Origin of the sequence: Leifsonia shinshuensis (assembly GCF_022606355.1) — a bacterium.
In the GTDB taxonomy this organism is placed as follows: Bacteria; Actinomycetota; Actinomycetes; order Actinomycetales; family Microbacteriaceae; genus Leifsonia; species Leifsonia shinshuensis_B.
Map to the genome: position 1 here is coordinate 419,056 of NZ_JAHHZQ010000004.1, position 18,883 is coordinate 437,938.

Genomic DNA, 18,883 nt, shown 5'->3' on the forward strand with positions numbered 1-18,883 from the left:
CACATCTCAAGTTAATAATGGTATTGACCATTGCGTGTCAATGAGTGAAATTGCCTTGCTTTGAATGACATTGACGACAGATATTGGTCTGTAGCATTCGCGTCGCAACAAAATGCAACCCATGGGTTGCATTACGTTCGCTAATCTGCAACCATTGCATTGCACATGAACCAGAGACGGGAGAGATCATGAGCATTGCGAACGAGTCGGCAGTCATCGACGACGAGGCCTTCGCGGTCCGCCGGACGATCCACATCGCGGCGCCGGTGCCCCGGGTGTGGGCGGCGGTGACCGAGCCGGCGCACATCTCCGAGTGGTTCGGGCGCGTCGAGCTCGACGGGGCGGGGACGGGAGCCGAGGGCTCGATGACGTTCCCGGGCCGTCGACTGCCCTTGCGCGTCCAGGCCATCGACGAGCCCCGCAGCGTCACCTATCTGTGGAACAACGACGACGCGCTGGGAGAGCCGCCCGCCGAGTTCGACGAGGGCACTGCGACCTCCTTCACGTTCACCCTCGAAGCCGTGCAGGGAGGCACCCGGCTGACGGTCGTCGAGACCGGCTTCGAGCGGACCTCGGACGCGGGTGCCAACATGGCGAGCCACCGCGCCGGCTGGACGATCGAGCTCGACAAGCTCGTCGCACTGGTCGAGGCCGGAGCGTGACGGCCACCGACCTCGTGCCGGTGCTCGCCGCGCTCGGGGACGAGAGCCGCTGGCGGGTCTTGGCGGCGCTCGGCGAGGGGGACGCCTCGGCGTCCGCCCTCGCCGGGCGCCTCCCGATCAGTCGTCAGGCCATCGCGAAGCACCTCGGCGTGCTCCGCGAGGCCGGGCTCGTCGAGCCGGTCCGATCGGGACGCGAGGTGCAGTACCGCGTGCTCGGCGCGCACCTGCGTGACACCGCGAGCCGGCTCGACGCCATCGGCGCGGCGTGGGATCGCCGGCTGGCCGTCATCCGCGAGATCGCGGAACGGGACGAGGACGCCTAACCCTCGTTCCTGCCCGCCCACTCCAGCACCCGCAGCGCCCGCAGGGTGTTCCAGCGGCTCGGCTCGCCCACGGTCTCCATCGCGAGGAGCGCGCGGCCCGAGTGCTCGTGGTCGAGCAGCCAGCGTCCGTCCGGCTGCCGGCGCGACCCGATGACGTCGACGGCCTCCGTCACGCGCGGGTCGGCCGGTATCCCGGCGGCCCGCAGGTGGTCGAGTCCGCGCAGCAGGTCGAACGACCAGTAGTACGGGAAGCTGAACTCCATCCAGCTCTCATCGATGATCGAGCCGTCGCTGCGCCGGCGCATCAGGCCGCGCGCCAGCAGGTACTCGTGGCCGCGTTCGGTCGATCCGTCCACGTCGGTCGGGCCGCCAGCGTCGCGGTAGGCGACCAGGCCCTCCAGCGCGCAGATCGTGCTGTGGAACGAACCGGGCTCCTGGCGGGACTCGGCGTAGCAGTTCCAGCCGCCGTCGGTCTGCTGCTCGTTCAGCAGGCGCTCGACGATGAGCTCGCTCGGGTGGCCGAAGCGCGCCCCGGCGACGAGGACGCGCCCGTTGATGCAGGGCTCCACCTCGCCGTCGAAGAAGGGATGGTTCCACCACTCCTCGCCCCAGTCGACCTGCCGGACCACACGGTCGACGGCGAGGCGGGTGCGCTCGCCGTCCGCCGGCGCACCGAGCAGGGCGAGCAGCAGCATCGCGTCGTCGACCCCGACCCAGTCCTGCTGCGTCCACACGCCTTCGCCCCAGGTGCCGTCCTCCCGCTGGAGGTGGAGCAGCTCGGCGCCCCAGCCCGCCGTCTCGACCGTCGCGCGCTCGGCCGCGACGACGTCGTCCGGCTCGTGGAGCAGGTCGCGCCGCACCTGCCACCGGATCGCCGGGTCCCCCTCCAGAAGCCAGTCGATGACATCCACGGCGCACACCCTACCCCGTGCCCCGCCATCCGGGTACCGCCCGCCGAAGGGCACCCAAACGCCCCCGAAACGCCGTTTTCGGGGCGTCTGCGTGCCCCTCGGCGCCGGGTTCAGGCGAAGGACTGCGTGCCCAGGACGGCCAGCAGGGCCAGCTTCTCGGCCGCCTCGGTGCGCGGCGGCGCGGTGAGCACCAGCAGGCACTGCGACTGGTCCTCGGTGAACAGCGCCTGGCAGTCCAGCTCGATGGCGCCGAGTTCCGGATGGATGAGCGTCTTGTGGTCCTCGAACCGGCGCGCGACCTCGTGCCGTTCCCACAGTGCCGCGAACTCGGGGCTGCGCTCCAGCAGGGCACGCACGAGCTCGCCGGCGCGCGACTGCGGGCCGAGCGCCCCGTAGGCGTCGCGCAGGGAGGCCACCTGCGCGCGGCTCTGCCGGTCGCGGTCGGCCTCCGGGTACATCGCGCGCGCCGTCCGCGGGTCGGTGAACCAGCGGTAGTACTCGCTGCGCTCCAGCCCGGTGTAGCCGGAGCGGTCGCCGAGCAGGGCGACCGCAAGCCGGTTCTGCACGAGCGTCTCGCCGAGGTGGGACAGCACGAGCGCGGGGGTGTCGTCGAGCCGGTCGAGCACCCGCTGTAGTGCAGGAGGCACGTGCGCGGCGCCGAACCGGTCGGGCGTGTTGTGGCCGGCGATGCGGTACAGATAGTCGCGTTCGTCCGCGGTCAGCCGCAACGCCCGGGCCAGCGAGGCCAGCATCTGTTCGCTCGGCTGCGGCCCCCGGCGCTGCTCGAGGCGGGTGTAGTAGTCGTTGGACATCGCCGCCAGCAGGGCGACCTCCTCGCGCCGCAGGCCCGGTGCTCTGCGCCGCGGACCGGAAGGCAGCCCCACGTCCTCCGGGCGCAGCGCCTCGCGGTGTCGGCGGAGGAAGTCGGCGAGCGCGGTGCGATCCATCCCTCCATCATCCGCCGTCGGCACCGGTCGAACCAGGGATCGCGGATCCCCCGATGAACGCTCCGCTCCCGCTCGCCCGCGACCGCCCGCACAGTGGGGGCATGGACATCACAGGGAACACCGTCTTCATCCCCGGCGCGACCAGCGGCATCGGTCTCGCCCTCGCCGTCGCCCTGCACGACCGTGGCAACACCGTCGTCGTGGGAGGCCGCCGTGCCGAGCTGCTCGAGCGGATCGCCGCCGAGCACCCCGGCATCGACACCGTGCGCATCGACACCGCCGATCCCGACAGCATCCGCGAGGCGTCGGCGGCCGTGCTCGCCGCACACCCCGACCTGAACGTGCTGATCGCCATGGCCGGCATCATGCGCGTGGAGGACTGGCACAGCTCCGACGGGTTCCTGGCCTCGGCGGAGTCGATCGTCACCACCAACGTGCTCGGTCCGATCCGGTTGATCGCGGCGTTCGTCGAGCACCTGCAGACCCGGCCGGACGCCACCATCGTCACGGTCTCGTCGGGGTTGGCGTTCACCCCGCTGACGGTCACCCCGAGCTACAACGCCAGCAAGGCGGCCATCCACATGCTCAGCGAGAGCATCCGGCTCCAGCTCGCCGACACCTCGGTGCGCGTGATGGAGCTGGTGCCGCCGGCGGTGCGCACCGGGCTGCTCCCCGGCCAGGAGGAGAGCGAGTTCGCGATGCCGCTCGACGAGTTCGTGGCCGAGGTCGTGCAGCTCATCGAGACGCAGCCGGACGCCACCGAGCTGCAGGTCGAGCGCGTCAAGTTCCTCCGCTACGGGGAGGCCCGCGGCGACTACGACCGCGTCGTCGAGATCCTCAACGCCTCCGACCCGCACGGCGCCGAGTCCGCCGCCTAACGCACCCACTCCTCATCGCCGAGGGGCACGTCGTTGTCCCTTTCGCGCGCCGAAGGGGACAACAACGTGCCCCTCGCGGCGGGTCAGGAGGTGTACTCGGGGGTGAGGGACAGCCAGGCGGCGAGGGAGACGATCTCGGCTCGGACCGCGTCGCGCACGTCCGGCGCGAACGGCTCGTCCTCGTGGAGGGCCGCCACCCGCAGCACGCCGGCCTTGTTGTCGGCGGCGGCGTCGAGCTTCCCGATCAGGCGTTCCCCGTGCAGGATCGGCAGCGCGAAGTATCCCCAGCGCCGTTGCGCGGCCGGCTTGTACATCTCGAGCACGTACTCGAACCCGAACACCTCCTGCGAGCGCACCCGGTCGTGCACGAGACGGCCGAACGGCGAGAGCAGGGCGGTGCGCCCGGCGAACGGCAGGCCGAGGGCATCCGGATCCACGCGCCACTCCCGTGTGCTGCCGTCGACGCGCGCCGGTTCGCCGGCGTCGCCGACGAAGGCGCGACGCGGGCCGGCCTCGGCCTCGGGGACGACCGCGATCCCCGACGGGTGGACGCGCTCGCCCAGATCCCAGGTGCGCTGGCGCCCTGCGCGGCCGGCGACGGCGACCTCCCCGCGGCCCTGCAGCAGTTCGAGCAGCCGGGTGACGTTCTGGTTGTGCGTCCAGCCGGTCGAGGTCCACGGCACCGCCGCGGTGTCCGGGATGTCCTTCGAGAGCGTGGGACCGTTGTCGCTTAGCAGGGCGAGGACGTCGCGGCGGAAGCCGTCGTTCGCCGCCAGCCATTCGGCCGCGCGCGGCATCCCCTCCGGCCAGAGCGACATCCGGTCGAGGTGGAGGCCGAGGTCGGAGACCGGCCGGACCATCGCGAACGGAGCGGTCACCGGGTCGTCCATCGCCTTGACCTCGTAGAGCGACCGCTCCGACTCCAGCGCGGAGACCAGCTGCTCGGGCCGGTAGTCCGGGCCGATCCGGGAGTACGCGATCAGGTCGGCGCTGGGCGCGATCGCCGCCGTCGGGTCGAGCGGTAAGAAGCTGAGGTCTTCGGTCAGCGCGACCAGCGACGTCGGACGCTACCCACCCGCCCAGCCATCGCTTCCTCACTTTCTCCCGCAACACGCCGTGTGGAGGCGGGAGAAAGTGAGGAAGCGATGGCTGAGGTACGGGGGTTAGGAGTCGACTCGGGCTCGGCGGCGGCGGCGCAGCGCGATGGTGCGGACGACCACGGGGCCGACCGAGAGCACCACGATCGCGATGAGCACGAGGTCGAGGTACTTCGACACGAAGTCGGCGACGCCGGGGATGTGGCCGAGACCGTAGCCGATCAGCACGACGGCGGCCGCCCACACGGCGGCGCCGACGACGTTGAAGGCGCTGAAGACGCCCCACCGCATCCGGCCGACGCCCGCGGCGACCGGTGCGAACGTCCGCACGACCGGCACGAACCGCGCGACGACCACGGCTCCGGACCCCCACCGGTCGAAGAAGCTCTGCGTGCGCGCCACGCTCGCCCGGCTGAACAGCCCCGACTCCCGTCGGTCGAACACGGCGGGGCCGGTCTTGCGGCCGATCAGGTAGCCCACCTCGCCTCCCGCGATCGCCGCGATCGCGACGGCGACGATGACGAGCCAGAGCGGCTGCGGGATCCGACCGGTGAGCGTCAGCACCCCCGCGAAGAACAGCAGGGTGTCGCCCGGCAGGAAGAAGCCGAGCAGGAGGCCCGTCTCGGCGAACACGATCGCGCAGACGCCGAGCAGCGCCCACGGCCCTGCGGCCTGGATGAGGCCCTGCGGATCGAGGAGGCCGGTGTGGAGCTGGCCGGTCTGGAGCAGGCCGGCGTGGAGGAGAGACGGGACGATCATCGGGTCCTTTCGTACAGCGCCACCAGCTCGTGGTGGGTGGTGATTCGCGTGCCCGTCTCGTGGAAGCCGAGCGCGGTGAGGTCGGCCACGCCGTAGTGGTCCGGCGTGGATGGTGTCGCGGCGTACTCGATGAGCCAGACGCGGTCGATGCCGTCGAACCGGCCGAGGGCGGCGGCGTGCCGCACCGAGTAGGCGCTGTCCCGCCACGTCGTGTTCTTCGCGAACGGCACGGCGAGGGTGACGTCGGCCGTGTCGGCGAAGCCGGCGGGGTAGGTGTGGAGCGCGAGCCTCGGCAGTTTCGACGGGTGCGCGCCCTCGTCGAACACGACCGCGTCTCCGGGCCGGGCGTTCGCGCCGACGGCGGAGGACACCTCGGCCCAATCGCTGCCGTTCTTGGCGTACAGCGTGCGCTGGCCCACGTACAGCGGCACGCTGAGGGCGAGGACCAGCACGCCGGCGACGATGCCGGCCCACCTCCTCCAGCGCGACAGCTCATCGATGCCGCAGGCGACCAGGAGGGCGACCGCCGGCGCGCAGAACGACACGTATCGTGCGGTGAAGTCGGGGACGACCGGTTGCAGCGCGATCAGGATCAGCGTCGGCAGCAGCAGCCAGGTGAGGGCGACCAAAACCAGCGACGGCCCCGACGCTGAGACGGGCAGGAACAGCGCGGATCGCGGGCCGCCGGCCGGCAGCGCCCGGCGCGCCAGCACCCGGCGACGCGCCTCCATGACCACGGCGAGCACGACGAGCCCCCAGCCGGCGGTCGCCAGCGGCCAGCCGCCGCCGAACCAGAGGCCGCTGAACAGCGTCTGCGGCGCCAGCTGCTGGACGACGCCGAGGTACGCGATCTGGTGGTGCTGCCCGACCGCGGCGATCAGCAGCGGGACGACGGCGACGACAGCGCACCCCACGGCGACCAGCCATCGGACGACCACGCGGCGCGGTGCCCGCGATGCCGCGATCACCACGCCGTGAACCAGGACGAAGAGCAGCGTGTAGAGGAAGACGTACGTTCCGACGGCGAGCAGCGCCCCGTAGCCGATCCACCAGCCCGCGCGCGGCCGCTCCCGCCCGAGTGCCGCGATCAGCAGCACCGTCAGCCAGGCGACGATCGCGGCGGAGAAGGCGAACGACCGCGCCTCCTCGCCCATGTACGTGACGCGGGGGAGGAGCGCGCAGACCAGTCCGGCGACGACCGCCGTACGGGTGTCCCGCAGCCGCGCCGCGAGCACGACGACCGCTGCTGTGGCCAGCCCCACGGCGATCGCGCTCGGCAGCCGCGCCGCGAAGGGGGAGAAACCGAAGAAGTGCCCCCACAGGTGGAGGCCCAGATAGTAGGTGCCGTGCACGGCGTCCACGTGCTCCAGCATGACGAAAAGCGACGACAGCGGACGCTGGGCCGACATGATGCTGGTCGCCTCGTCGCCCCAGAGCGACGGGATCCACGATCCGACGGCCGAGAGCACGGTCGCGAGCACACCGAAGAGCGCCGCGAGCACCGCGGGGCGCGTCGCGCGCACGGCCCTGCCGGTGGGGGCCGGCCGCAGCATCGTGACAGACATGGGTCGGCACCGTCCTCTCGAATCAGCGTCGTTCCGCAAGTCAAGCCCACCCCTCCCCAGAAAGGTCCAAGACGACGGTGAACGCCGGATGGACTCTCCGTGCCGAGCGCCCGACGCGCGGGCCGAGACGGTTCAACCGCACTCGGCGATGACACGCTCCGCGAGCAGGTCTCCCACCAGCGGTCCCATCGTCAGCCCGCCCGCCCCGAAGCCGGTGTTCACGTAGATCCCGGGCCGGCCGTCCACGGGCCCGACGGTCGGGAGGTCGCCCTCCGGCAGCGGCCGCAGCCCCACCCGGGTCTCGATCACGCTGGCCCCGGCGAGCCCCGGAGCGAGTGCGAGCGCGTCGTCCAGCACCTGCCGCTCGCCCGCGGCGGTGACCCGCGCGTCGAAGCCGGATCCGGTCTCCCTGGTCGCCCCCGCGACGATGCGTCCCGCGTCGAACGCGACCAGGTAGTGCGGCGCCACGGGGTGCACAGAGGGCCAGGACCGCGTATCGGCGTCGACCCGCAGGTGCACGAGCTGGCCGCGCTGCGGCTCCACCCGCACCCGGACACCGAGCGGGCGGAGGACCCGGTCGGTCCACGCGCCGGCGGCGACCACGATCGCGTCGGCGGGCAGGGCGGCGCCGTCGACGGTGACGGCGCCGCCGCCGGTCAGCTCCGCTGCGGCCTCCACGCGCGTCGCGCCGTGCGCCGCCGCCGCGTCGAGCAGCCCAGCGCGCAGCGCGCGTCCATCGACGCGTGCGCCGCCGGCGATGTGGAGGCCGTGGTAGCCGTCGGCGAGCGGCGGGAACAGTTCTCGCGCCGCGCCGGGGTCGACCGTGCGCACCTCCCCGGCCGTCCGGGAGGTCGCCGCGCGTCTGCGCACCCGCTGCTCGACCTCGTCGATCACCGACGCGTCGCGGTTGACGACGAGCGCGCCGGAGCGCCGGTAGCCGATCTCGTGCACGCCGGCCTCCGCCAGCCGCTCGATCAGCTCGGGGTAGAAGTCGGCCCCGGCGGAGTAGAGCTCGTAGAACTCGCCATCGGAGGACGTGCTCCACGGCTGCACGATCCCGGCTCCGGCATCGGTCGCCCGGCCGACCAGTCCCGCGTCGACGATGGTGACCGCCGCGCCGCGACGAGCCAGCGCGAACGCCGTCGCGGCACCGGCGACGCCGTCTCCGACGATGACGACCCGGGGTTTCTCCATGCCGCCGACCGTACACCGCGGTCGCCGGGGCCGTTTCCGTGCGGCGGGAATAACGTTCCCACCCCAGTGTTGAACTTGAGTGCACATAACTCAACTTTGAGAACTGGAGATCAAGTGCCCGAGAACTTCACCCCCGACGGCGGCAGCGAGAACTCTTTCGACGAGTTCCTCTCGCGCTACCTCGCGGGCGAGCGCGCCCGCGCCGCGCGCTCCATCGACATCAGCCGCTTCCTCAGCCGGCGCACCCAGGAGCTGCTCGCCGAGGCGGGCCGTTACGCCCTCGAGCACGGCCACCGCGAGCTCGACTCCCTGCACATCCTCCGCGTGATGGCGGCGGAGGAGCCGGCGGCCGACGCCATGCGCCGCATCGGCGTGGACCCGAACGCGGTCGCCGATGCCGCCGAGCAGCGCCTCCCGGCATCCGGTGAGCCGCTCGACGCCGACGGCGCCTCGATCACGGCATCCGCCTCGCGGGCGCTGTTCCACGCCTATCAGGTCGCCCGCGCCTCCGGCTCGACCTACATCGACCCTGAGCACCTCTTCTTCGCGCTCGTGATCGGTCAGGACGCGCCCGCCGGGCAGGTCCTGCAGGCCGCCGGCGTGACCCCCGACTCGCTCACCAGCGCGATGCGTCAGGCCGCGACGGTCGGTGCGAGTGCGGATCCCGCCTCCGCGGACGCGGCCGGAGACTCCACGACGCCGATGCTCGACCAGTTCGGCACCGACCTGACCGAGCTCGCGCGCGACGGCGGGCTGGACCCGGTCGTCGGCCGACTCGACGAGATCGAGCAGACCGTCGAGATCCTGTCCCGCCGGACGAAGAACAACCCCGTGCTGGTCGGCGAGGCCGGCGTCGGCAAGACGGCGATCGTCGAGGGCCTGGCCCGCGCGATCGTCGCCGGCGACGTTCCGGAGCAGCTGCGCGACAAGAAGGTCGTCGCGCTCGACCTGGCGGGAATGGTCGCCGGCACCCGGTACCGCGGCGACTTCGAGGAGCGGCTCACCAAGCTCATGGACGAGATCAGCGCGGGCAAGGACGAGCTGATCGTGTTCATCGACGAGCTGCACACCGTGGTCGGCGCCGGAGGGTCCGGCGAGTCCGGCGGGATGGACGCGGGCAACATCCTGAAGCCCCGGCTGGCCCGTGGCGACCTCCACCTGGTGGGGGCGACCACGCTCAAGGAGTACCGCCGCATCGAGAAGGACCCGGCGCTGGAGCGTCGCTTCCAGCCGGTGACGGTCGGCGAGCCGAGCGTGGAGGACGCGGTGCTGATCCTGGACGGCCTGCGCGCCGCCTACGAGGAGCACCACGGCGTCAGCTACACGCCGGACGCCATCCGTGCCGCCGTGGAGCTGTCGAACCGCTACATCTCCGACCGCTTCCTGCCCGACAAGGCGATCGACCTGATCGACCAGGCGGGCGCCCGGCTGCGCCTGTCGCTGGGCAAGCGCGTCGACGCGTCCGAGCTGATGCAGAAGCTGGCCAACCTGGAGTCGGAGAAGAACTCCGCCGTGGCGAGCGAGCACTACGAGGAGGCTTCGCGCCTCCGCGACGAGATGGAGGCCGTGCAGCGCTCGATCGACGAGCTCGGCTCCGCCCGGCACGCCGCGGCCGCAGCCGATGCGGTCGTCGACGAGGCCGAGATCGCCGCGATCATCTCGCGGGCGACCGGCATCCCCGTGACGCGCATCGGCGACGCCGACCGCGAGCGCCTCGCCGCGCTCGAGTCGGAGCTGCACGAGCGCGTGATCGGTCAGGAGGACGCGGTGACGGCCGTCGCGAAGGCGGTGCGCCGCAACCGCACCGGCCTCGGCGACGAGCGCCGCCCCGTCGGCTCGTTCCTGTTCCTCGGCCCGACCGGTGTCGGCAAGACGGAGCTGGCCAAGGCCCTGGCGGCGTCGCTGTTCGGCGACGACAAGGCGATGATCCGGTTCGACATGAGCGAGTTCGGCGAGCGCCACACGGTGGCCCGCCTGGTCGGCGCCCCTCCCGGGTACGTCGGCTACGACGAGGCAGGCCAGCTCACCGAGCGCGTGCGTCGCAACCCGTACTCGGTCGTGCTGTTCGATGAGATCGAGAAGGCCCACCCCGACGTCTTCAACCTGTTGCTGCAGGTGCTCGACGACGGCCGCCTCACCGACGGCCAGGGCCGCACGGTCGACTTCCGCAACGCAGTGGTGATCATGACCTCCAACCTCGGTTCGGAGTTCCTGGCATCCCGCAGCGGCGCCCTCGGCTTCGTGCCGATGGGTTCCGACGGGTTCGCGTCCGACAAGGACATCCGCGACCGGGTGATGGGCAAGCTGCGGGAGGCCATGCGTCCCGAGTTCCTGAACCGCATCGACGAGATCGTGCTGTTCCGCAAGCTGGACGCCGAGCAGCTGCGCGACATCGTCCGCCTGCTCCTGCAGGCGACGGCCGGCCGCCTCGCCCACCGGAGCATCGGCTTCGACGTCACCGACGCCGCGGTCCAGTGGATCGCCGACGCCGGCTACGAGCCGGAGTACGGCGCCCGCCCGCTCCGCCGCGTCATCCAGCGCGAGGTCGACGACCGCATCGCCGAACTCCTGGTGGCCGGCGAGGTCACCGACGGCGGCACCGTCGTCGTCGACGCGAGCGGCGAGGCGCTCACCGTGCGCCCGCGCGCGGTGTTCGCGGCGGCGGCGTAGCGGCCGCACCTTCGAAACGGCACGACATGCCGTCTCCGTGAACCGGATGACGGCATGTCGTGCCGTTTCGTTTCGGCTCCCCTTCCTGAACGTCCCCAAAGGGGTACCGTGCGTGTCCCAACCGCCCGCACAGCCGACCCTGGAAGCGTGGACACGTGCCCATCCCGGACAGATTCCAGAATTCACCGCGCCTTCAGGCGATCGACGAGCGTCTCGAGCCGTTGAAGCGGTTCGAGTTGCGTGCTCCGCGCTCCCGTAACCGCGCGATCGTCCAGTTCGTCGCGCTCGCCGTCGTGGCCGCAGTGCTCTCCGCGCTGTTCTTTCTTCCGGGTTTCCTGGGAGCCGGCGTCGCGGCTGCTGCGGGCATCAGCGACTTCAACAAGCTTCCCGCCGACCTGAACATCCAGCAGTTCGCGCAGAACTCCACGGTGTTCGCCACCACGGGTGGCAAGTACGTGCCGATCGCCCAGTTCTACGCGCAGGACCGCAAGGACGTCGGCTGGGATGCCGTCGCCCAGGTGGTCAAGGACGCGACGACCTCCGCCGAGGACCCGCGGTTCTACAGCGAGGGCGCCGTCGACCTGTTCGGCACGGTGCGCGGCGCGTTGTCGACCGTCGTGGGCGGCAGCGTGCAGGGCGGGTCGTCGATCACGCAGCAGTACGTCAAAAACGTCGAGGTCGAGAAGTGCGAGGCGCTCACCGACCAGAAGAAGGTGCAGGCCTGCTACACCGACGCCGCCGGCGTCACCCTCCAGCGCAAAGTGCAGGAGATGCGGTACGCAGTCGGGCTGGAGAAGAAGTACAGCAAGCAGGCCATCCTGCTCGGCTACCTGAACGTCGTCGGCTTCGGCGGCCAGGTGTACGGCATCGAGGCCGCCGCCGAGTACTACTTCAACACGTCCGCGGCCCAGCTCACCTTGCCGCAGGCGGCGACGCTGGTCGCGATCGTCAACAACCCGTCGAACCTGCGCATCGACCAGCCCACCAACAAGGACAACGGTGCGGCCAACGGCTACGCGCTGACGAAGGACCGCCGCGACTACGTGCTCGACCGCATGTACATCAACCACAAGATCACGGCGGCCGACAGGGATGCGGCGAAGAAGACCCCCATCACCCCGACGATCGCCCCCGCGACCTCCGGGTGCGTCACCGCGGCCAACTACAACGCGGCGTTCTTCTGCGACTACGTGCGCGACGTGATCCTGAACGACCCGGCGTACGGCAAGACCAGCGCCGACCGCTGGGCCACCCTGAACCGCGGCGGCCTCAAGATCTACACGACCCTCAACCTCGACCTGCAGGGCATCGCGCAGCAGTCGCTGTCGAAGTACATCCCCGGCTCGCGCCCCGATATCGACATCGGTGCGTCCAACGTGTCGGTGGAGGTCGGCACCGGCCGCATCGTCACCATGGTCGAGAACCGTGCGTTCAACAACACCGACCAGGCACAGGACGGCACGACAGCGGTCAACTACAACACCGATGAGGCCTACGGAGGCTCGGAGGGCTTCCAGACCGGTTCGACGTTCAAGGCGTTCGACCTCGCCGGCTGGCTGGCGGGCGGCCACAGCCTCTACGAGACGGTCGACGCGTCCCAGCACACCTTCCCGATGTCCGACTTCTCGAGCAGCTGCGGCACCGTCTCGGGGCCGCCATGGCCGGTGTCCAACGACGAGGGCTCCGCGGGCCGGCTGTCGGTGATGTCGGCGACCGCGCAGTCCGTCAACACGGCGTTCGCCATGATGGCGACCAAGACCGACCTGTGCTCGATCCTCAAGGCGGCGGAGAACCTGGGCGTCCACCCCGCCAAGACCGGCACCCAGCTCAACTCGTACCCCTCGATGATCCTCGGAACGAACAACATCGCGCCGCTCACGATGGCGACGGCGTACGCGGGCATCGCTAACGGCGGTACGGTCTGCACGCCGATCGCGATCGACAAGGTGATCAACGCCGACGGGACCCCGCACAAGGTCAGCCCGTCGACGTGCACGCAGGGGCTGCCCAAGAACATCGCGTCCGGCATCACCTACGCACTGCAGGGTGTCATGCGCGGCGGCGGGACGGCGGCCAGCGCCAACCCCTACGACGGCACCCCGATCATGGGCAAGACCGGTACGACCGACAACTCGGTGCAGAACTGGATGATCACCTCCACCACGAAGGTGGCGCAGGCGACCTGGGTGGGCAACGTGTCCGGCCAGACCGCGCTGCGCAGTCTGGACTTCAACGGGGTCGGCGGCGGCAACGTCAAGTTCTCGATCGCCAGGCCGATCCTGAAGGCGCTCGACGCGGTCTACGGAGGCGACTCCTTCCCGAAGCCGGACAGCTCGGTGCTGTACGGAAGCCAGGTGTCCATCCCGGACGTCGCGGGCAAGACGACAGACCAGGCGACCCAGCTGCTGCAGGCCCTCGGCCTCTCGGTCACGGTCGACCCGACCCCGGTCGCGAGCGACCAGCCCGCAGGCACCGTCGCCGGGACCGACCCGTCGGCAGGCTCGACGGTCGACGGGGGATCGAGCGTGACCATCCAGCTCAGCTCGGGTCAGCCGACCGCCGGGCCGTCGACCGGCACGCCGACGCCGCGGGCCACGAACGGCAACGGCAACGGCGGCGGTGCGGGCGGCGGCGCCGGCGGCACGACCGGCGGAGGCGGCACAGGGGCGGGCGCAGGCGGAGGGAACGGCGGCTAGTCGTCGTCGCCGCGCGCGCCGTCGGCCTGGCCGCCCCGCCACGCGCTCAGCACCCGGGCGCGCAGCGCGTTCGACCGCTCGGCGAACGCGCGTTGGCGGCGCACGTACTCGGCCTTGCCCTCCGGCGTCTCGATCCGCACCGGCTCCGCGCCCCATGGCCGCATGTCGTACGGGGAGGCCTGCATGTCAAGCAGCCGGATGTCGCGGGCGAGCTCGAACGCGTCGAGCAGCAGCTCGCCGGGGAGCAGCGGGCCCAGCTTCATCGCCCACTTGTAGACGTCCATCCCCGCGTGGAGGCAGCCCGGCTGCTCCAGCTCCGGCTGGGTCTCGCGCGTGGGCGCGAACCGGTTGAGCGGCACGGCGTCGGGCGTGAAGAAGCGGAACGCGTCGATGTGGGTGCAGCGCAGCTCGGCGGCCTCCACGACGGCGTCGGTCGCGGCCTGCCCGAGGCGGAGCGGCACGTCGTGCCGGTGCTCGCCCTGCCGGTAGACCATCGCCCACTCGTGGAGGCCGAAGCATCCGAATCGGCCGGGCCGCGCCGCCGTGGAGCGCAGGATCCGCTCGATGGCCGCCAGCTGCGGCGCCTTCTCGGCCTCCACCGCCGCGCGGTCGACGACGAGGGATCCCGGTGTCGACCCGTCGGTGTACCAGCGCCACGACGCCCGAGGATCGTCCGCCGCCTCCAGCAGTTCGACGCCGGGGCCGGGATGCCAGCGCCGGAGCACCGCGGGCGAGTACGAGTAGTAGGTGAACAGGAAGTCCTCGACGGGGTGCTTCTCGCCGCGCGACGCGCGGGCGCGATGGCCGGCCGTGAGCGCGTCGGCGCGGTCGGCGTGCGCTGCGGCGCGGGCGCGCCACTGCGTCGCCTGCAACTGAGCGGCAGGCATCCGGGTGGCGGCGCGCTCGGCGGCGGGAAGCGGGAAGGTCACCCGTCGAGGATACGTGCCCGTCAGCCGAGCGACTCCAGCGGGTTGCGGCGGAGCTTCTCGGCGACGCCGCGCTCCACGATGCGGTGGGCCGCGGTCGTGGGCTTGCGCATCGCCTGGTCGGTGACGCACGCGGTGAACTCGGCGGCCAGATCGAGCCGCGGGTGCGCGGCGACGACCTCGCGCAGGAACTCCCGCGGCAGGATGTCGGGACGCACGCCGGAGATGTCGAGCGCGGTCGCGACCTCCAGCAGGTGGCCCTCCTGGTCGAACGCGGGATCGACCTGGGGCCAGTTGTGCCTCACGATCACCTCGTGCGCCCTGACCCGCCGCTCCGGCCTCCAGCCTGCGCCCGCCGTGAGCGCCTTCGCGACGTGGCCGCCGGCGTCCTCGTAGGACAGCGTGTGGTTGTCGAACGCCGGAACGACTCCGATGTCGTGCAGCACCGCGGAGACGTACAACAGCTCGCGGTCGATGCCGTGGAGGCCCTCGACGGTGGCGAACGCCTCCGCCCACAACCACGACCGGAGCACGTGGTTCAGGAGCGAGGGCGTGTGGTACTCGGTGGCCAGCTCGAGCGCGGCGCGCGCGGCGGCGGTGTCGGGAACGGTGATGTCGGCGAGGCGCATGCCACCATCCTGGCGCGTCGCACCGTACAGATCCGGCCCGCGGCCGACGAATTCCCGCCGTCTTCGGCCCGCGCTCTCGCCGCCTCTGGCCGCAATCCCCGTGCCTTGTCGCCACATGCCCCGCAAATGTGGCGATACGCGGGCCCTATCGCCACATTCGGCGCACATGCCTGCGGTCGCTACGGGCGCGTCGGGTCGAGCACGGTGATACCGACCGAGGGCGTCGACTCGGTCAGGGGGAGGAGGCGCGCCGCCTCCGCCAGCCCGACGGTGCGACCGACGAGAGCGTCGGGGCGGAGGTCGCCGGAGGCGACCAGGGCGAGCATCCCCGGGTAGTCGGCCGCGGCCATCCCGTGGCTGCCGAGCACATCGAGCTCCCACGCGATCACCCGGTCGAGCGGGAGCACAGGCAGGCCGCCGGCGAGGAGGCCGATCTGCACATGGCGGCCGCGCCGGCGCAGCGACCGCACAGCCGCCACCGCGGTCTCGGCCGAGCCGACAGCGTCGACGGCCACGTGCGCGCCGCCCGAGGTCAACTCGGCGACGACCTCGGCGACGTCCGGCCCGGCCGGGAGGGTGTGCTCGGCGCCGAGGCGAGCCGCGACCTCCAGCGCCGCGGGGGAGCGGTCGACCGCGATCGGCCGGGCGCCGAGAGCGCGCGCGATCGCGATGGCGCTGAGGCCCACGCCGCCCGCGCCGTACACCGCGACCCACTCGCCCGGCCGGAGCGCGGCGCGGGCCGTGAGCGCCCGGTACGCCGTGGCGAACCGGCAGCCGAGTGCCGCGGCCGCCGTGTCCGCGAGGCCGTCGGGCAGCGCCACAAGGTTGAGGTCGGCTGCGCGCACGACCACGAACTCGGCGTGCGACCCGGCGTGCGTGAAGCCGGGCTGCGTCTGGTCGGGGCAGACCTGCGCGTGGCCGGTTCGGCACCATTCGCAGCGCCCGCACCCGTTCACGAAGGGTGCGGTGACGCGGTCGCCCGCGCGCCAGTGTTCGACGCCGGCGCCGACGGCCTCCACGACCCCGGAGAACTCGTGGCCGGGCACGTGCGGGAGCTGCACGGTGTCGTCGTGGCCGGCCCACGCGTGCCAGTCGCTGCGGCACAGCCCCGAGGCGGCGACGCGGATGAGCGCTCCGCCGTCCGGCACCTCCGGCACCGGCAGGTCGGCGACGCTGACCGCCCCGGAGAACGTCTCGTAGTACAGCGCCTTCATCGTGGCTCCTCGTCCATCGCTTCGTCCGTCGCTTCGTCCGTCGGCCTCCCGGCGCCGCTCGCAGCCGCCGTCAGCTCCGCCCACGGCAGCGCGGCGAGCACCGCGACCACCGGCAGATCCGCCGGAGCCCAGTCGAGCCCTGCGAGTGCGCCAGGGCGCCGCCACTCCAGTGCATCGTGGTCCGTGGAGGATGCGGGCGGCGGCCCGGCGAGCGTCGCCCCGTAGCAGGCGAGGTCGACGGTCCCGGTGACCGTCCGATCGAGCAGCGCACCGACTCGCACATCGACCCCGAGCTCCTCGCGCAGCTCCCTGGCCAGGGCGCCCTGAGGTGTCTCGCCGGCCTCCACCTTGCCGCCGGGGAACTCCCAGCGCCCTGCCGCGTCCTTGTGCGCGGCGCGACGGCAGGCCAGCACGGCGTCGCCGCGCACGATCACGGCGGCGACGACCACGACGGGGAGGGCGGACGCTGGCACTGTCCCATCCTGCCCTGCCGCGGGTGCGAGGATGGTCAGGTGACCGACACGAACCCGACCGTCCTGCTCGTGATCGACCTGCAGAAAGGGGTGCTCCCCGGCTGCGCCGACGCAGACGGCGTCGTCGAGCGGACGGCGATGCTCGTCGGCCGGGCCCGTGCCGCCGGCACTCCGGTGGTCTGGGTGCAGCACGAGGCGGACGACCTGCCGTGGGAGAGCGCACCATGGCAGCTTGCGGACGGCCTCGTCCCCGCCGCGGGCGAGCCGCAGGTCCGCAAGGAGTACCGGGACGCGTTCGCGGGCACCGACCTCGACGAGGTTCTCGAGTCGTTCGACGCGACCCGCCTGGTGGTCGCCGGAGCGCAGAGCGACTTCTGCATCCGCACGACCACGCAGAGCGCTGCCGTCCGCGGCTACGACGTCGTGCTCGTCGGCGACGCCCACACGACGACGGACGCCGAGTGGGAGGGCGTGACGATCACCGCGGAGCAGATCGTCGCGCACACGAACCGGTACTTCTCCGGCCTGCGCTATCCCGGCCAGGAGTTCGCGGTCGCGACCGCGGCCGACGTGGAGCTGTGACCCGCGCTCACACCCTCCAACGCAGCTCGATGATCTGGTGCGCGTCGCTCAGGTAGAACACGTTCTGCGTGCCCTGGTCGACCTCCACGAACGCGACGGGTCCGCCGACGATCGGCGGAGCGCCGACGCGGGCGCCGATGTCGTTGGTGTGCCAGGCGCCCTCCTGCCACCACAACTCGTGGACCATCTCGTCGTGCCCGGTGAAGATCACGTGCTGGGTCGCCACGGGCTGGAAGAGCCCCGCCTCGAACGCGTAACCCGCCGGGCTGGAGGTCGGAAACGGTGCGGCAGCGCCCGCCGCCGTCGTGAGGTCGTTGTGGTGCCAGCCGTCCGCCGCCCACCAGAGCTCGTGCAGGTGGCCGTCGCCTCCGACGTAGTCGATATGCTGCGTGCCCTGGCCGCGGAACACGTAGCCGGTCACCGTCTCGGCGTCGCTGGACACCGGCGCGCCGGTGACCGCTGTGAGGTCGCCCCAGTGCCAGCCCGAACCGTCCTCCCACAGCTCGACGATGTGGCCCTGATCGGTGCGGTAGAGCACGTGCGCCGTCTGCTGGTCTTCGAACGCGTACCCGGTGGGTGCCGCGTCGCCGGCGCACAGCGGAGCGCCGATCGGCGTCGTCAGGTCGGCATCGTGCCAGCCGTCGCCGGCGTTGCGCAGCTCGTGCACGCCGCCTCCGCCGGTCGCCCGCGCGTGGTAGACCACCCGCTGGGCCCCGTCGTAGAAGGTCTCGTACCCGAACGGCTGCGACAGCGTGAGGGGCGCGTGCCCGGCAGAGGTGAGATCGTTGTGGTTCCAGCCGTCGTCCTCCGTGTACCAGAGCTCGTGCACGCGGCCGTCGAGCCGCAAGCCCTGGTAGACCACGTGCTGCGAGCCCTGGTGCGCCCAGATGTATCCCTTGGCGTTGGTGCCGACCGGGAAGCCGTCGGCCTCGGAGACCAGGTTCTTCACGTTCCAGTCGTCGCTCGCGCTGCAGTACAGCTCGTAGAGCTGCCCGTCGCCTCCGGTTGTCGGGGTGTACCCCTGGAACACGACGTGCCGCGTGAACTGCGCGAACAGCCACGCCGTCGGCTGGTAGACGGCGAGCGGCGCTCCGGAGGTCGCCGTCGTGAGGTTCGTGATACTCCATCCCATGGTTCCGCTCCGATCGTTCGGGCGTCGGCGTCGGGCGTCGGCGTTGACACGATCCAGAGTAGGCATGTCCCGGCCTCCGCGCCCTGCTCGGGTTCGGCCGGACCATCTCCGCCGCCGACGGCACTAACCGGGCCCGCGTCCAGCTCGGCCGTGCCCGCTGACACCGAACCGATCCGGCCGGCGGTGGCCCCGGCACTGACGTGCTGAACATCGCCGCCACGACGC

At 71.8% G+C, this 18,883-nt stretch carries 17 protein-coding genes; 6 read left to right on the forward strand and 11 right to left on the reverse strand.

All coding sequences use genetic code 11. The annotated features are described in order from the left end of the window. The first annotated feature begins 188 nt into the window (after window positions 1-188). Both KNO15_RS17335 and KNO15_RS17340 read left to right on the forward strand, forming a co-directional pair. On the forward strand, window positions 189-662 hold the full coding sequence (locus KNO15_RS17335; RefSeq protein WP_241705054.1) for an SRPBCC domain-containing protein: 474 nt from the start codon (window positions 189-191) through the stop codon (window positions 660-662). Further along, window positions 659-985, forward strand: coding sequence for an ArsR/SmtB family transcription factor (locus KNO15_RS17340; RefSeq protein WP_241705055.1), 327 nt, complete (start codon window positions 659-661; stop codon window positions 983-985). Before KNO15_RS17335 ends, KNO15_RS17340 begins: the two co-directional genes overlap by 4 nt. On the opposite strand, the gene KNO15_RS17345 is transcribed toward KNO15_RS17340, so the two are convergent. Both KNO15_RS17345 and KNO15_RS17350 read right to left on the reverse strand, forming a co-directional pair. After that, window positions 982-1,896, reverse strand: a complete 915-nt coding sequence (locus KNO15_RS17345) for a hypothetical protein (RefSeq protein WP_241705056.1) — start codon at window positions 1,894-1,896, stop codon at window positions 982-984. The genes KNO15_RS17340 and KNO15_RS17345 overlap by 4 nt on opposite strands. Before the next feature lie 110 nt (window positions 1,897-2,006). Then, window positions 2,007-2,843 (reverse strand): helix-turn-helix transcriptional regulator, encoded by an 837-nt coding sequence (locus KNO15_RS17350; protein ID WP_241705057.1) that lies wholly within the window; start codon window positions 2,841-2,843, stop codon window positions 2,007-2,009. A 101-nt stretch (window positions 2,844-2,944) separates the two neighbouring features. Between KNO15_RS17350 and KNO15_RS17355 the strand changes: the two genes are divergently transcribed. Continuing rightward, window positions 2,945-3,721, forward strand: coding sequence for an SDR family oxidoreductase (locus KNO15_RS17355; protein ID WP_241705058.1), 777 nt, complete (start codon window positions 2,945-2,947; stop codon window positions 3,719-3,721). A gap of 83 nt (window positions 3,722-3,804) precedes the next feature. Here the strand turns inward: KNO15_RS17355 and KNO15_RS17360 are convergent, their stop codons facing one another. The 4 genes from KNO15_RS17360 to KNO15_RS17375 all read right to left on the reverse strand — a co-directional run bounded on the left by KNO15_RS17360 (window position 3,805) and on the right by KNO15_RS17375 (window position 8,336). Further along, window positions 3,805-4,776: a DNA glycosylase AlkZ-like family protein gene (locus KNO15_RS17360; RefSeq protein WP_308220456.1), complete on the reverse strand. Its 972-nt coding sequence runs from the start codon at window positions 4,774-4,776 to the stop codon at window positions 3,805-3,807. Window positions 4,777-4,884: 108 nt separating this feature from the next. Beyond that, complete coding sequence (locus KNO15_RS17365; RefSeq protein WP_241705059.1) at window positions 4,885-5,577, reverse strand: DedA family protein; 693 nt, start codon at window positions 5,575-5,577, stop codon at window positions 4,885-4,887. Next, entirely contained in the window at window positions 5,574-7,142 is a 1,569-nt protein-coding gene (locus KNO15_RS17370; RefSeq protein ID WP_241705060.1) for a glycosyltransferase family 39 protein, read from the reverse strand. Before KNO15_RS17370 ends, KNO15_RS17365 begins: the two co-directional genes overlap by 4 nt. A 132-nt stretch (window positions 7,143-7,274) precedes the next feature. Then, window positions 7,275-8,336, reverse strand: coding sequence for an NAD(P)/FAD-dependent oxidoreductase (locus KNO15_RS17375; protein WP_241705061.1), 1,062 nt, complete (start codon window positions 8,334-8,336; stop codon window positions 7,275-7,277). Between the two features lie 114 nt (window positions 8,337-8,450). Between KNO15_RS17375 and KNO15_RS17380 the strand changes: the two genes are divergently transcribed. Together KNO15_RS17380 and KNO15_RS17385 are read left to right on the forward strand one after the other, a co-directional pair. After that, a complete protein-coding gene (locus KNO15_RS17380) occupies window positions 8,451-11,006 on the forward strand; it encodes an ATP-dependent Clp protease ATP-binding subunit (protein ID WP_308220453.1) in 2,556 nt (851 codons plus the stop codon). Between the two features lie 155 nt (window positions 11,007-11,161). Next, entirely contained in the window at window positions 11,162-13,702 is a 2,541-nt protein-coding gene (locus tag KNO15_RS17385; RefSeq protein WP_241705062.1) for a penicillin-binding protein, read from the forward strand. On the opposite strand, the gene KNO15_RS17390 is transcribed toward KNO15_RS17385, so the two are convergent. The 4 genes from KNO15_RS17390 to KNO15_RS17405 all read right to left on the reverse strand — a co-directional run bounded on the left by KNO15_RS17390 (window position 13,699) and on the right by KNO15_RS17405 (window position 16,944). After that, window positions 13,699-14,589 (reverse strand): 3-methyladenine DNA glycosylase, encoded by an 891-nt coding sequence (locus tag KNO15_RS17390; protein WP_241705315.1) that lies wholly within the window; start codon window positions 14,587-14,589, stop codon window positions 13,699-13,701. The genes KNO15_RS17385 and KNO15_RS17390 overlap by 4 nt on opposite strands. 62 nt (window positions 14,590-14,651) lie before the next feature. Continuing rightward, window positions 14,652-15,257, reverse strand: coding sequence for an HD domain-containing protein (locus KNO15_RS17395; protein WP_241705063.1), 606 nt, complete (start codon window positions 15,255-15,257; stop codon window positions 14,652-14,654). 179 nt (window positions 15,258-15,436) lie between these two features. Further along, a complete protein-coding gene (locus KNO15_RS17400) occupies window positions 15,437-16,471 on the reverse strand; it encodes a zinc-dependent alcohol dehydrogenase family protein (RefSeq protein ID WP_241705064.1) in 1,035 nt (344 codons plus the stop codon). After that, window positions 16,468-16,944, reverse strand: coding sequence for a (deoxy)nucleoside triphosphate pyrophosphohydrolase (locus tag KNO15_RS17405; RefSeq protein ID WP_241705065.1), 477 nt, complete (start codon window positions 16,942-16,944; stop codon window positions 16,468-16,470). The genes KNO15_RS17400 and KNO15_RS17405 overlap by 4 nt, the downstream gene beginning before the upstream one ends. Before the next feature lie 39 nt (window positions 16,945-16,983). Here KNO15_RS17405 and KNO15_RS17410 point away from each other — a divergent pair, with 39 nt between their 5' ends. Then, window positions 16,984-17,526, forward strand: coding sequence for a cysteine hydrolase family protein (locus KNO15_RS17410; protein ID WP_241705066.1), 543 nt, complete (start codon window positions 16,984-16,986; stop codon window positions 17,524-17,526). 7 nt (window positions 17,527-17,533) lie between these two features. Here KNO15_RS17410 and KNO15_RS17415 read toward each other — a convergent pair whose 3' ends face one another. Further along, window positions 17,534-18,658, reverse strand: coding sequence for a hypothetical protein (locus KNO15_RS17415; RefSeq protein WP_241705067.1), 1,125 nt, complete (start codon window positions 18,656-18,658; stop codon window positions 17,534-17,536). Window positions 18,659-18,883 lie beyond the last annotated feature (225 nt).

Excerpts from the sequence above, each read along its gene's own strand:
- KNO15_RS17335 (WP_241705054.1), top strand. The coding sequence starts at position 189 with ATGAGCATTGCGAACGAGTCGGCAGTCATCGACGACGAGGCCTTCGCG.
- KNO15_RS17350 (WP_241705057.1), bottom strand. The coding sequence starts at position 2,843 with ATGGATCGCACCGCGCTCGCCGACTTCCTCCGCCGACACCGCGAGGCG.
- KNO15_RS17355 (WP_241705058.1), top strand. The coding sequence starts at position 2,945 with ATGGACATCACAGGGAACACCGTCTTCATCCCCGGCGCGACCAGCGGC.
- KNO15_RS17365 (WP_241705059.1), bottom strand. The coding sequence starts at position 5,577 with ATGATCGTCCCGTCTCTCCTCCACGCCGGCCTGCTCCAGACCGGCCAG.
- KNO15_RS17370 (WP_241705060.1), bottom strand. The coding sequence starts at position 7,142 with ATGTCTGTCACGATGCTGCGGCCGGCCCCCACCGGCAGGGCCGTGCGC.
- KNO15_RS17375 (WP_241705061.1), bottom strand. The coding sequence starts at position 8,336 with ATGGAGAAACCCCGGGTCGTCATCGTCGGAGACGGCGTCGCCGGTGCC.
- KNO15_RS17390 (WP_241705315.1), bottom strand. The coding sequence starts at position 14,589 with ATGCCTGCCGCTCAGTTGCAGGCGACGCAGTGGCGCGCCCGCGCCGCA.
- KNO15_RS17395 (WP_241705063.1), bottom strand. The coding sequence starts at position 15,257 with ATGCGCCTCGCCGACATCACCGTTCCCGACACCGCCGCCGCGCGCGCC.
- KNO15_RS17400 (WP_241705064.1), bottom strand. The coding sequence starts at position 16,471 with ATGAAGGCGCTGTACTACGAGACGTTCTCCGGGGCGGTCAGCGTCGCC.
- KNO15_RS17415 (WP_241705067.1), bottom strand. The coding sequence starts at position 18,658 with ATGGGATGGAGTATCACGAACCTCACGACGGCGACCTCCGGAGCGCCG.